The following is an 11,998-nucleotide window of genomic DNA, read 5'->3' on the forward strand; positions in this document are numbered from 1 at the left end:
GCTGAGGTGAAGTTAATAAATTCTTATTGGGCATGCATCTTCAGGCGGTATGAGTATAATGAGGAAATGTAACCAGAAATAACAACAAAGCCGTAAAAACAGAATGTTAGAGAATAAATACCAATCCTGGATTCAAAACCGTATTGATCAAAAAACCAAACCTTTAGGCTCTCTTGGCGAACTGGAAACGCTGGCAATGCGGCTGGCATTGATCCAGAGCCAGGGGCGTGAAAGTGCTGTTGAAAAAATAACGCTTTCTAATCCGACCATGCTGGTGTTTGCCGGTGACCATGGCATTGCCGATGAGGGGGTCAGTATTGCTCCAAGCGCTGTGACCCAGCAGATGGTACTGAACTTTCTTAATGACGGAGCAGCCGTAAACTGCTTTTGCCGTGTGAACGGTATTGAATTAAAGGTTGTTGATGCCGGGATTCTTCTGCCTGTGGAGTCTGACTCCAGCCGTTTTATTTCGCAAAGGCTGGGTGAGCGAACCAATAATTTCGCGCTGTCTGCTGCTATGACGCAAGAGACGGTGCAAAAAGGCATTGAACTGGGTCAGTCTGTGGCGAACCTGAGTATAGATAACGGCAGTAATATCCTGATGTTCGGTGAGATGGGTATAGGAAATACCAGTTCAGCATCTGCAATACTGAGCGCATTATCTGGCTGTGAGGCGGCGGAATGTGTTGGTCCGGGTACCGGCATAACGCAAGAGCAACTGACAAAAAAAGTCGCGCTTGTTGCTCAGGGCGTTGAAAGGTGCAAAGGCAAAGATCCTGTTTCTGTTCTGGCTGAGGTTGGCGGCTATGAAATCGTTCAGGTTGTGGGCGCTTTTCTGGCTGCGGCGCAGCGAAATATTCCTGTGCTGGTGGATGGCTTTATTATCACAGTGGCGGCTTATGTTGCCCAGAAAATCAATCCGGATTGTCGGGATATTATGATTTTTGCTCATCACTCCCAGGAGCCTGGCCATAAAATTGTTTTGCAGGAGCTTGAGGCAGCACCGCTTCTGAGCCTGGGAATGAGACTGGGCGAGGGTACGGGCGCGGCCATTGCCTATTCACTGGTAAAGGCTGCCGCTGAGTTTTATAACGAGATGGCCAGTTTTGAGAGTGCAGGTGTAACGGTTTGATTTTGCTTGTTCTCCAATAACTTGGCGATAAGGCTCAAAAAACACGCTCTTGGGTTGGTACTCAGTACTATATGAGGTTAAGATTAACCCCAATTGATTAAATGCACGGATTAAAAAGCTTCACTGGCAAACTGCTGTGTGACAAAGGAGTAATGCATGGTAAAACCTCTGTTTCGTCAATCATTCCTTTTTGACTCTTTAGATATAGAAACAGAAGTAGTGGCAAATCAGGTTCAGTTGCCTTCCGGTTTGACGGTCAGGTTATTGAAGCGTGGTTTGCTGGAAGTTGTACCTCAAGAGGTAACGGATTCAACTAAGTCGATTGTGGTTTCTGTGGGAGTTCACGGTGATGAAACCGCTCCAATGGAAATGCTGGACTCGATTGTTTCTGACATTATTGATGGTCGTATGGAAGTCAAAGAGCGTTGCCTGTTTATGCTGGCGCACCCGAAGGCTACACACAATCAGCTGCGCTATATTGATGAGAACCTGAACCGCCTGTTTGATATGAGATTCGAACTGGATACGGCTGAAACAAAGTTGGCACAGGAGCTGACAGACGATATTGCTGACTTCTTCAAATCTGCCAACGAAGGTTTGTGCTGGCATCTGGATCTCCATTGTGCGATCAGAAAGTCAAAGCATTTCACCTTTGCGGTATCGCCAAAGACAACCAAAAAGACTCGCAGCCATGAGTTATTCTCATTTGTTGAGAAAGCTAAGCTTGAAGCGATTCTTCTGTCGAACGCACCGGCTCCGACCTTTAGCTGGTACAGCGCCGATAAGTTCGGTGCTCAGGCATTAACCGTGGAGCTGGGACAGATAGCGCCTCTTGGTCAGAATAATCTTGAGCTTATCGATCCGTTTGAGCAGGCACTCAGAGCGCTGTTGGCTGATAGCCTGGAGGCATTGGAGGGCTATCAGCCAATTCCGTACCGTGTCACACAAACCATCAGGCGTACTCAGGAAGATTTCGACTTTAACTTTAGTGATGATGTTGAAAACTTTACCCGCTTTGAACATGGCCAGGTGATTGGCCATGATGGCGATAAGTTATTGTTTGCTAAAGTGGATCACGAAGCGGTTGTGTTCCCGAATAAAAACGTTGAGCTGGGACATCGCGCTGCTTTGATGGTGTGTGAAGTTGAAACGCGTTACGAAAACGACCAGCTGGTTTACGATTAATTTAGGGCAACGGCACCAGGCTGGTGCATGAAAAAAGAAGCATAACGAAGGTGAAATAGAGAAAAGTTAATAAAAACAGTGAGTTAAAGATTTTTGTGTTTTTGGCACGCTATTGGCATTAATAAGAGTGATACATTCTCGTTCTACTTTCGTTAGGCATTGGCGCCTTATATCAAGTTATTGATTAAGGCGCATTTTTTTGTCTTAATTTTGGGTTGCAGGTTGCAGGTTGCAGGTTGCAGGTTGCAGGTTGCAGGTTGCAGGTTGCAGGTTGCAGGTTTATACCAGAGCTGAAAGGTCTGCCGGGCGGTAGTAGACTGATTTCAAGACCTTGCCTTTGCGGATGGTTTTGCTTTCTGCGACAAAATCTTCTGCGCATTTCGCGATAATATAATCCCCTTTAGTTACCGGCATCAGCGTAATTCCCTGTTTTGCGTAGTGCGCTTCGGTTTCCTGATACTCCTGCTCGTTGCGGCAGACTTTACTCATGTTACTTGAGTGGATTTCGTCCCAGCAGGGAATAAAGTTGATATTCAGGTTCGCTGCGGCGTTCAGCAGAACGTCGATAAGGTAGCTGATAGACAGGTTGTCTTCTACTTTGTCCTGACCAAGATGAACCAGGCGGCCCATTAAAACATAAACGCTATCTACAATGGCATCAGCCTGCTCTTGTTTGGAGTCGGCCTGAGCCAGTTCAGTCATCTCCTCGATAATCAGTGAAGAGTGCAAAGTATCAGAGTTTTCGTCCATGGATTCCGGCTCATTGACTGCCAGGTCAAAGGTAGAACGGAATTCGCAGATGTCTTGGTAAATATGGTCGTAGATAGTCTGTGTGAGTTGAGTCAGTTGCATAAGTCATTACCGGAGAATTAGTTATTCTTTGAGTTATAGATTCGGTCGAAGTTTTTCGGGTTCCAGCCAATCATTAACTGATCGCCAATTTTTAATACCGGCACTGAACGTGCACCAATGGCGTCGAGCTCCTTTCTGCCTCTTTGCATTTTTGCATTGGTCAGGCGGTATTTGATTCCCTTGGAATCCAGATATCTTTGTGCATCTTTGCAATGCGGACACTTATCTTTGATATAAAGGACAACACGTTTCATAGTCGTTTACTGATAGTCTGAAATGTCGGAGCAGTGTACTCGTTTGCGCCAAGGAATTATACTGCTTCTTTTTTTACACCACAGGTTTGTATGAATAGTTCACTTCGCTATATTCAGGGCTACCCGGAGAATATTGTTCAGCAGGTTTCACAGCTTATAACGCAAGGCAAGATCGGGAGTTGGTTTGAGAATAAGTATCCTGATAACCATGAAATAAAAAGCGAAAAGGCTCTGTTTGACTATACGGTTGAGATTAAAAACCGTTATATGAGGAAATCGTCTCCTTTGAGTAAGGTGGTTTATGACGGTAAAATTCATCTGATCAATAATGCGCTGGGTCTGCACTCATTTGTATCCCGTAATCACGGAGGCAAGCTGAAGGCAAAGAATGAAATTCGTATTGCCAGCGTGTTCAGAGATGCCCCGGAACCTTTGCTGAGAATGCTGGTGGTACATGAGCTGGCTCATCTGAAAGAGAAAGAGCACAATAAAGCTTTTTATCAGCTCTGCTGTCATATGGAGCCTGACTATCACCAGTTAGAGTTCGATGCCCGCCTGTTTATGATTTATCTGGAAAGTCGTTAAGAAAACCTCACAGCCTCGCCATCCCTGGCGAGGAAGCGATACTGGCTTGCCTTAGTAACAACAATTCAAAAAGTAATCATCTCCATTCTTCGCGGTGTAATCTTTGTCATCCAGACAGACAACCGGATGTCCGGTTTCATCTCTTTTTATCAGGCTTACCCAGTGGCGCATGCATTCTGGTGTTTCGCTTTCCATATTCGGAAAAGTAGCGCAGGTTTCCAGCTGAATATCGGCGATTTCAATGGGCGTTCTTCCGCTTTCGTTGGAGCCTTTTTTGAATATAACTTCAATATGACTGCCGGTTTTATCCCGCAGTACGATGGAGTACGGATGCTCCGGGCGTCCGGTATAGGCAACAAACTGTCCCGGTTTATCCAGGCCGCAGTGAGTTCCATCAGCAAAATAGGCCATCAGATGGCGGCCGTCACGGATATAGCAGGCTACGTTTTCATGTGAGCCTTTATCCAGCGGGAACATCTTATCCAGAAGGTGGATTGCTTTCTGCTGCTTCTCTTGATTTTGCTGGTTTTTTAAAGACTCTACAGCAAGTACAGCTTCTGCAATAAAGTGGCGTTTTTGGTGTTGGTTGGTCTGGCTATCCAGTGCTGGCATATTCATCGTCTTGTCCTCGAATTAGTCCTTTAAAATGCGTTGCAAGACGTGAAAGTTTGATCTGGTCTAACTGTCTGCTTGCTTGATTTGTAGATTACACAAAAGCTAGATACAATTTCACAACAAAAATTTTACAATGTGAATTTTACAAACGGCGGTGACAGTATGAGAGCATCACAGAGTCTGGTTCGCAAATCGCACTTCCTTGGCACAAAGATACGTAACCTCAGAAAGCGTAATCACCTGACCATGGAAGATCTCTCCTCGCGCTGCGTAAGGCTTGATCCTGAAAACTCGCCGTCGGTTTCCTATCTGTCCATGATAGAGCGTGGAAAAAGAGTGCCTAGTGTGGATATGCTGGAAGTTATCGCTAAGGTCTTTCAGAAAGAGGTCCACTGGTTTCTGGACGATGAACCCGAAGCTCAGGCTATTACACCCGAAAAAGGAAGAAAGGGAGGGCTGAGCGGCATTCCACTGGAGCCCAGTTTTCTTTTCTCCAACGAAATGCTGCAGATAGCGATTCCTGAGTTGCTTTCTCAAACCGGCGTTACCGGTAGGCAGTTTGCACACTTGCTTATTCGTGCTTATCAGGAGCATCACCAGAACCACTTTCCGGACCTTGAGAGAGCGGCTGAAGAGGTTGGTGCTAAGCGTCTTCCGGTAGAAGTGGAAGATATTATGGAACTGGTCACTGCTCATGGACTTAAAGTGCACTGGTTTGAAGAAGCACCTAAAGAGGTGCTGGATGAGTTTGGAGTAATCAACCACCGGCTTGTTACCTCCTATTTTGAACCGCCGCGTAATGTGCATCTAAATACTATTTTGCGACATCATCCAACGCGCCTGAAGTACGATTTGGCTGTTTATATCGGCCATTGTGTGCTGCACAACAGTGAAGGACTGGTGAGCTCCCTGGCACTTGGCAGCCACAGTTGGGGCGAAGATGACGCGGTTACTCAGGGATCTCCGGTTAATCCGCAGGATATCCTTCAGGCGTGGCGCAGCTTTGAAGCCAGTTTCTTTGCCGGCGCACTGCTCTGCCCCAAAGTGCCTTTCAGACAACTGCTGGACAGGCACGGATACGAAGTGAGTGTTCATAAAGCTGCAGCCGTTTCTCCTTCGGTGGCGATGCGGCGAATGACGGTGGTTTCCCCATATCCTCACTGGCACTATTTTGATGCTCATGCCCCGGGCAAGCTAAAAGCGGTATATCGCGGAAATGGTATTCCGCTTCCCTGGGGAAATATGCGGGAAGTGAATGATCCCTGCCAGCACTGGTCGGTATTCCGAATGTTGTCCGAGCCGAAAGACTGCTCCTGTGCCCAGCTTTCCATTCTGGATGTGAATGACCAACCAAGGATTTACTGTTGTGAGTCCTTAGGTGTGATTGACCCGGCCGGAAACAAGCGGGTGCTGTGCGCCGGAGTCGATCTAAACCCGGCAATTGATGCACAGGGTGGAAGAGGGCAGGAGCTGGCTGCGGAGCTGCGTGCACTCTGTGTTGAGCGTGGTGGAGAGGTGCAGATTCCGAAGCCGATAAAAACTGAGCTTACCTCAGTGAGCAGGATCCTGAATATTAACTGGATTGAGCGGGGCATTGAAGCCGGAGCGCAGCTTATCTGTTCTCGCGGGAATGTTTGTCCGAGGAGCCCGGGATGTTATAACAAAAGCTGATAAGTTCCTATCCGTCTATATTAGCCACAATCATTGATAGACATCACTTTTATTGCGCCCCCGTATGGCATTTTGAAGCATGATTGGCATATGCTAAGTAAGGTTATTTACTTTTTGAGTAAATAAACAATACAACTATAACGAAAGCACAACAATAAATCTTACGCAGTGGCTGCGTGTACTATTTAAGGAACCACAATGAACTTATACAGCGTCAACTTCAGGCTTCGAACGATAGTCTTATTAGTCATAGCTTCGCTATCCATTATCGCTTATGCCTCAATAAGTGGTATGAAGGAAGCTTCCCGGTCCATACACCATCTTTATTCTCAGGGCCTGATAAACAGTAACAGGGCCAATGAAGCGTTAAACCGCATCGATACTGCCCGAAGTGAGCTGCTGCTCGCCTTCCAGCATGATCCGGATGGTAAATTTGTGGCTATGCATGATCATCCAACGTCTCAGCACCTTGACAGTGTAATGAGCGATCTTAATGAAGTGAAAGTTCTGGTTAGTCAGGAGATACTGGCTTCTGAACTCACTGATGAGCAAAAGCAACTGGCGGAGCAGTTACTTAAAGAGCTGACGACTCTGACAAACCTGGGATTTAAGGTTTCCATTAATGAAATCAATAAAGGTAACTTTAACAATGCCAACAGGGTGCTGCTGACCACAATTAACCCTAAATATAAAGTGGTGAGCCGGCTTGCCCGTGAGTTCCTTGCAGCTCAGGTGGAGGCAGCCAGGCAGATTTATGATGAAACCGAAGCGCAGATAAATACCTTTATTTTTCAACTTTCTATTATCGCGCTTATTGCTGCCGGTGCCATCAGTGTTCTGGCCTGGGTCATTATCCGTAGGATCAGAAGAGCGCTGAAGCGTATCCAGACTACCGCACAGATTGTCTCTGAAGGCGACCTGACTCGAAGAGTGGAACTTGACGGCAACGATGAGCTTGCCGATGTATCCCATAACGTGGACGTTATCGTAAGCGAATTCCAGAATGTGATTAGCAATATGGATCAGTTCTCTGTACAGCTTGCCAGCGCGGCAGAAGAGGGCTCAGCCGTATCCGTGCAGACTAAGCAGAATGTGGTTGAGCAGGAGCAGCAGACACAGATGGTCGCAACGGCTATTCATGAGTTCTCTTCAACGGTCCAGGAGGTTGCAAACAGCGCAGCTTCTGCTGCGGAGGCCTCTGATGCAGCAGAAAGAGCCACCGACGAAGGCATGCAGGTGGTGCAAAATACCATAGAGATGATCAACAAGCTGAATGACGAAATCGTCGAGTCTACCGGTACTATTGAGCAGCTATCCAAGCAAAGTATGGAAATTGGCAGCGTAGTGGATGTTATTGATGGTATTTCGGAGCAGACCAACCTGCTGGCACTTAACGCCGCGATTGAAGCTGCGCGTGCCGGTGAAGCGGGCAGAGGGTTTGCGGTAGTTGCAGATGAAGTTCGCTCTCTGGCAAGCAGAACTCAGCAGTCCACTGAAGAGATCAAAGCTATGATTCAGAGTCTTCAGGAAAGCAGCAACAGCTCTTTACAGCGCATGGAGCAGGGCGCTGAGCAGGCCAGGATGACGGTTGAAATGGCCAATGAAGCAGGCACGGCATTAAACCGGATTTCGGATAATGTTGAACGGATAAATTCCATGAATGCGCAGATTGCTACGGCCGCTGAGCAGCAGAGCTCAGTGACAGATGAAATTAACCAGAACGTGGTCTCCATCAGCGATATTTCGTCCCAGACTTCAGCAGGAGCAGAGCAGAGTAGCAGCACTTCACTTGAGGTAGCAAGGCTGACAGAAACTATGCGTGACAGTGTGACGAAGTTTAATTACTAATACCAATGTCAATAAATTGCCATTAGCTATTAGTTATTAGCGATTTTGACACTCCTTCATCTGCCCATAGAGCAAAGCCTGAGTCTTATGGGCGGATGATTACTTTCTTTCTGCATATTCTTCCCACAATTTTGGCTTATGAGCCGAAAATCAGAAAGCGTCAGCGGGACTTCTTCCATAAATGCCCGTACCATGATTTTGTTATTTAAGCGTGGAACCTTGTTGCTGAAGTGATACAATAGTATCACTTTGTTTATTTCCGGATTCGCGAAAAATGAAAGTTGAATTGGTTACTTCACTTAAGCGTCAGGCAACGAAAATCCTGGCAGATCTTCATGATACGAAAGAGCCTGTGCTAATAACAGAACACGGAAAACCTTCCGCTTACCTTGTTGATGTTGAAGATTATGAGTTTATGCAGAAACGACTTGCGATTTTAGAAGGCATTGCCCGTGGAGAAAGGGCGTTTGCTGAAGGTAGAGTGGTAAGTCAGGAAGAGGCAAAGGATAAAATGTCAAAATGGCTGAAATAGTCTGGACTGAAACGGCATTATCTGACTTAAATGAGATTGCGGAGTATATTGCGCTTGAGAATCATATCGCGGCTAAACTTCTGGTCCAGACTGTTTTTTCCAGGGTTGAACGCCTTGAGAGTTTTCCTGAGTCAGGTCGTATCCCTCCTGAACTTGCTCACCTTAACTACAGAGAAGTTGTAGTTAACCCTTGCAGAATTTTCTATAAGCTGGCTGATAATAAAGTGCTTATCTTATTCTGCCACAACCAGTTCAACCTGACTGGCTCTGCACAGCGATTTAAATGCCGGAGTAGACTCGTCAACAAACAGACGCTTTATCTCTGCCAACTGGCCACTGACAACTGGCGCGTAGCGGCCTGGCTTGGTTTTGTCTGGATGATAAACTCACGGCGGTTCCTTACTGCTGATTTAGCGCGATGCGCTTGCCCTGAGTATCATAAAGGTGCAGGTTATGGTGCTCAACATACAGATTTAGTGGCGTATCCAGATCGAAATCGACTTCTGGAGTAACTGCAATAAAGTTACTGTTTTCCACTTTTCCGTGAACCAGCTGGTTCGGACCAAGTGGTTCCACCACACTGAGCTTCATTTCCAACTGCAGGGCATCTGGCAGTGGATTGGTTTCCGCATGCTCCGGGCGGATACCAAGAACCACTTCACCTTCTGCATCAGCGTACTCAGGAACAAAGATCTTCTTATCTCCAAGTATAAGGTAACCCCCGGAAATTTGGGCCGGGATAAAGTTCATAGCCGGGCTGCCCATAAAGCTGGCGACAAAGCGGCTGGCTGGTTTGTGGTATACCTCATGAGGCGTGCCGACCTGTTCAATTTCACCCTGGTTCAGCACAACGATACGGTCTGCCAGTGTCATCGCTTCAACCTGATCGTGCGTCACATAGACGCTGGTGACCCCCAATTCACGTTGCAGCTTTTTAATTTCCAGACGCATATGAGCGCGAAGAGCGGCGTCCAGGTTTGAAAGCGGTTCATCAAACAAAAAGAGCTGCGGATCGCGGACAATCGCGCGCCCCATAGCAACACGCTGTCGCTGACCACCGGATAGCTTTGCCGGCTTGCGGTCAAGGTACTGCTCAATTTTCAGTGTTTTTGCAACGCTATGAATCTTTTCATCGATAAGGTTTTTATCCACGCCACGGTTTTTCAGACCGTAGGCTAGATTGTTGTAAACCGTCATATGCGGATAGAGTGCATAGTTCTGAAATACCATGGCAATGTCACGCAGCGCTGGCTTTTCAGTATCCACGCGTCGGTTATTAAGATGGATTTCCCCGCTGTTTATCGCTTCCAGACCGGCAATTGAGCGCAGAATAGAAGACTTGCCACATCCGGATGGACCAACCAGTACAATAAACTCGCCCTGAGCTATGTCCAAATCAATGCCTTTTACTGCCTGATGACCATTTTCGTAGGTTTTTACCAGTTGTTTGATATCTAACATTTATTATTCCTTTATCTGCTTACTTTTCACTTTCTACCAGGCCTTTAACAAACCAGCGCTGGAAAATGATGACCACCAGAATGGGTGGCAGCATAGCCAGGATGACCATGGCAAAAGCGTAGTTGTATCTAGGGTCCGGCGTTTCGTTGATATTGGCCAGAATCTGTTTAATGCCCATCACGATAGTGTTGTAACTTTCATCTGTGGTCATCATGATTGGCCACAGATACTGGTTCCAGCCGACCACGAACATAATGATGAAAATCGCTGCCATCATGGTGCGTGAAAGCGGAAGCAGGATATCGATAAGGAAGCGCAGCGGTCCAGCGTTATCCAGTTGCGCGGCTTCCAGCAGTTCGTCCGGGATGGTTTTAAAGAACTGTCGGAAAAAGAAGGTCGCAGTCGCCGAAGCTATAAGCGGAATAATCAGGCCGGAGTAACTGTTTAGCATACCGAGATTGGAAACTACTTCATAGGAGGGCATGATCCGTACTTCCAGCGGTAAAAGCAGAGTGACAAAGATCAGCCAGAACCAGGCGGTGGCATGCGGCAACCTGAAGTAGACAAGCGCATAAGCAGCGCACATGGAGATAATAATTTTACCAATGGCAAACCCAAGGCCCATGATCATGGAGTTTACAATCATGGTGCGGGCAGTCACGCCGGCAGAGAAACCCTGATCGGTATTCCAGGCTTTGTCATACACCTCGAAAAATTTATCACCCGGAATAAACTGCAGACCTTCTGTAAGCAGAGTACTTGAATCATGGGTAGAGCTGGCGAAGATCAGCCAGATAGGCGCCAGCATCACCATAGCACCGATAATAAGGATGATGTGATCTGTAATTTTATTCGACTTCATTTCATCGCACCTTAATAGTGAACACGTTTTTCAACAAAGCGGAACTGCAGGTAGGTCAGCCCCAGCACCATCACCAGAAGCACCACTGACTGAGCAGAGCTGCCACCCAGATCGGCACCAACAAAACCGTCAGTGAACACTTTGTAAACCAGGGAAGTAGTGGAGCCGCCAGGACCACCCGCCGTCATCATATCGATAACACCAAAGGTATCGAAAAAGGCGTAGGTCAGGTTAATGACCAGCAGGAAGAAGCCTGTTGGTGCAAGAAGCGGGAAGGTAATAGTCCAGAAGCGACGGTTATCGCTGGTGCAATCCAGCATTGAGGCTTCTTTTACCGAGTGAGGGATAGACTGAAGCCCTGCCAGAAAATAGACGAAATTAACCGAAATTTGTTTCCAGACAGAGACGATAACCAGCACTACAATCGCGTGGGTAGAGTTAGTCTGATAACTGAAATCTACACCAACAGCTTTGAACATGTCGGTAAATACACCAATATGCGGATTAAAAATAAAAGTACCTATCATGCCGGCAATGGCGGGTGCAATAGCATAAACCCAGGTTAAGGTTACTTTATAGATGCTTTGGCCATGAAGAATGTTGTTTGCTTTAACGGCAAGCAACAGGGCAAAAGAGAGCGAAAAGAACGAAACCAGCAGGGAATAAAACAGAGTAAAACCGACAGACTTTAAATATTCCTCTGATTCAAACAACATGGTGTAGTTTTCAAACCAGACAAAGGTAGAGGACAATCCCCAGGGATCTTCAAGCATAAACGACAGGTACATTGCCTGCGCTGCCGGATAAATAAAGAAGATCGCAATAATTAAAATCTGCGGTGCCAGAAACAGGTAGGGCAGAGGAGTATGACGAAATTGTTGTCTACGTTCCACGGAAACTCCAGGAGTTTTGGGTGAGTTATTTACGTCATCCCGGAAATTGCCTGAGCAATTATCCGGGATCTACTATCAACGAGCTGTATGGCTGAAATAAACCTTTAG

12 protein-coding genes and 2 pseudogenes are annotated in these 11,998 nt (G+C 46.8%); 7 read left to right on the forward strand and 7 right to left on the reverse strand.

Annotated elements, in window-relative coordinates; all coding sequences use genetic code 11:
• Positions 1 to 103 precede the first annotated feature (103 nt).
• A complete protein-coding gene (gene cobT / locus L3Q72_RS06865; protein WP_275131908.1) occupies positions 104 to 1,132 on the forward strand; it encodes a nicotinate-nucleotide--dimethylbenzimidazole phosphoribosyltransferase in 1,029 nt (342 codons plus the stop codon).
• Positions 1,133 to 1,288: 156 nt separating this feature from the next.
• Complete coding sequence (locus L3Q72_RS06870; protein ID WP_275131909.1) at positions 1,289 to 2,317, forward strand: succinylglutamate desuccinylase; 1,029 nt, start codon at positions 1,289 to 1,291, stop codon at positions 2,315 to 2,317.
• Between the two features lie 279 nt (positions 2,318 to 2,596).
• Here the strand turns inward: L3Q72_RS06870 and L3Q72_RS06875 are convergent, their stop codons facing one another.
• Both L3Q72_RS06875 and L3Q72_RS06880 read right to left on the reverse strand, forming a co-directional pair.
• Entirely contained in the window at positions 2,597 to 3,169 is a 573-nt protein-coding gene (locus L3Q72_RS06875) for a nucleoside triphosphate pyrophosphohydrolase family protein (RefSeq protein ID WP_275131910.1), read from the reverse strand.
• A 17-nt stretch (positions 3,170 to 3,186) separates the two neighbouring features.
• On the reverse strand, positions 3,187 to 3,423 hold the full coding sequence (locus L3Q72_RS06880) for a glutaredoxin family protein (protein ID WP_275131911.1): 237 nt from the start codon (positions 3,421 to 3,423) through the stop codon (positions 3,187 to 3,189).
• A gap of 90 nt (positions 3,424 to 3,513) precedes the next feature.
• Between L3Q72_RS06880 and L3Q72_RS06885 the strand changes: the two genes are divergently transcribed.
• Complete coding sequence (locus L3Q72_RS06885) at positions 3,514 to 4,008, forward strand: M48 family metallopeptidase (RefSeq protein ID WP_275131912.1); 495 nt, start codon at positions 3,514 to 3,516, stop codon at positions 4,006 to 4,008.
• 51 nt (positions 4,009 to 4,059) lie between these two features.
• Here the strand turns inward: L3Q72_RS06885 and L3Q72_RS06890 are convergent, their stop codons facing one another.
• Positions 4,060 to 4,626: a hypothetical protein gene (locus L3Q72_RS06890; RefSeq protein WP_275131913.1), complete on the reverse strand. Its 567-nt coding sequence runs from the start codon at positions 4,624 to 4,626 to the stop codon at positions 4,060 to 4,062.
• Positions 4,627 to 4,785: 159 nt separating this feature from the next.
• On the opposite strand from L3Q72_RS06890, the gene L3Q72_RS06895 reads away from it, so the two are divergent.
• The 4 genes and pseudogenes from L3Q72_RS06895 to L3Q72_RS06910 all read left to right on the forward strand — a co-directional run.
• Complete coding sequence (locus tag L3Q72_RS06895) at positions 4,786 to 6,294, forward strand: DUF3612 domain-containing protein (protein ID WP_275131914.1); 1,509 nt, start codon at positions 4,786 to 4,788, stop codon at positions 6,292 to 6,294.
• 198 nt (positions 6,295 to 6,492) lie between these two features.
• Positions 6,493 to 8,142 (forward strand): HAMP domain-containing methyl-accepting chemotaxis protein, encoded by a 1,650-nt coding sequence (locus L3Q72_RS06900; RefSeq protein ID WP_275131915.1) that lies wholly within the window; start codon positions 6,493 to 6,495, stop codon positions 8,140 to 8,142.
• A gap of 274 nt (positions 8,143 to 8,416) precedes the next feature.
• Positions 8,417 to 8,674, forward strand: coding sequence for a type II toxin-antitoxin system Phd/YefM family antitoxin (locus L3Q72_RS06905; RefSeq protein WP_275131916.1), 258 nt, complete (start codon positions 8,417 to 8,419; stop codon positions 8,672 to 8,674).
• Positions 8,662 to 8,913: pseudogene (locus L3Q72_RS06910) on the forward strand (type II toxin-antitoxin system RelE/ParE family toxin); the annotation flags it as partial. The gene L3Q72_RS06905 and the pseudogene L3Q72_RS06910, both read left to right, overlap by 13 nt.
• Here the strand turns inward: L3Q72_RS06910 and L3Q72_RS06915 are convergent.
• The 4 genes and pseudogenes from L3Q72_RS06915 to L3Q72_RS06930 all read right to left on the reverse strand — a co-directional run.
• A pseudogene (locus tag L3Q72_RS06915) lies at positions 8,908 to 9,048 on the reverse strand (DeoR/GlpR transcriptional regulator); the annotation flags it as partial. The pseudogenes L3Q72_RS06910 and L3Q72_RS06915 sit on opposite strands and share 6 nt — an antisense overlap.
• Positions 9,049 to 9,073: 25 nt before the next feature.
• A complete protein-coding gene (gene ugpC, locus L3Q72_RS06920; RefSeq protein WP_275131917.1) occupies positions 9,074 to 10,135 on the reverse strand; it encodes a sn-glycerol-3-phosphate ABC transporter ATP-binding protein UgpC in 1,062 nt (353 codons plus the stop codon).
• Positions 10,136 to 10,154: 19 nt separating this feature from the next.
• Positions 10,155 to 10,997, reverse strand: coding sequence for a sn-glycerol-3-phosphate ABC transporter permease UgpE (ugpE, locus tag L3Q72_RS06925; RefSeq protein WP_275131918.1), 843 nt, complete (start codon positions 10,995 to 10,997; stop codon positions 10,155 to 10,157).
• 11 nt (positions 10,998 to 11,008) lie between these two features.
• Positions 11,009 to 11,890, reverse strand: coding sequence for an ABC transporter permease subunit (locus L3Q72_RS06930; RefSeq protein ID WP_275131919.1), 882 nt, complete (start codon positions 11,888 to 11,890; stop codon positions 11,009 to 11,011).
• Between the last annotated feature and the right edge of the window lie 108 nt (positions 11,891 to 11,998).

Origin of the sequence: Vibrio sp. JC009 (assembly GCF_029016485.1) — a bacterium.
Taxonomy (GTDB): Bacteria; Pseudomonadota; Gammaproteobacteria; order Enterobacterales; family Vibrionaceae; genus Vibrio.

Bases quoted from the DNA above. Each gene is read 5' to 3' on its own strand.
- L3Q72_RS06880 (WP_275131911.1), bottom strand. From the start codon at position 3,423: ATGAAACGTGTTGTCCTTTATATCAAAGATAAGTGTCCGCATTGCAAA.
- L3Q72_RS06905 (WP_275131916.1), top strand. From the start codon at position 8,417: ATGAAAGTTGAATTGGTTACTTCACTTAAGCGTCAGGCAACGAAAATC.
- cobT (WP_275131908.1), top strand. From the start codon at position 104: ATGTTAGAGAATAAATACCAATCCTGGATTCAAAACCGTATTGATCAA.
- L3Q72_RS06895 (WP_275131914.1), top strand. From the start codon at position 4,786: ATGAGAGCATCACAGAGTCTGGTTCGCAAATCGCACTTCCTTGGCACA.
- ugpE (WP_275131918.1), bottom strand. From the start codon at position 10,997: ATGAAGTCGAATAAAATTACAGATCACATCATCCTTATTATCGGTGCT.
- L3Q72_RS06875 (WP_275131910.1), bottom strand. From the start codon at position 3,169: ATGCAACTGACTCAACTCACACAGACTATCTACGACCATATTTACCAA.
- L3Q72_RS06870 (WP_275131909.1), top strand. From the start codon at position 1,289: ATGGTAAAACCTCTGTTTCGTCAATCATTCCTTTTTGACTCTTTAGAT.
- ugpC (WP_275131917.1), bottom strand. From the start codon at position 10,135: ATGTTAGATATCAAACAACTGGTAAAAACCTACGAAAATGGTCATCAG.
- L3Q72_RS06885 (WP_275131912.1), top strand. From the start codon at position 3,514: ATGAATAGTTCACTTCGCTATATTCAGGGCTACCCGGAGAATATTGTT.
- L3Q72_RS06890 (WP_275131913.1), bottom strand. From the start codon at position 4,626: ATGAATATGCCAGCACTGGATAGCCAGACCAACCAACACCAAAAACGC.
- L3Q72_RS06900 (WP_275131915.1), top strand. From the start codon at position 6,493: ATGAACTTATACAGCGTCAACTTCAGGCTTCGAACGATAGTCTTATTA.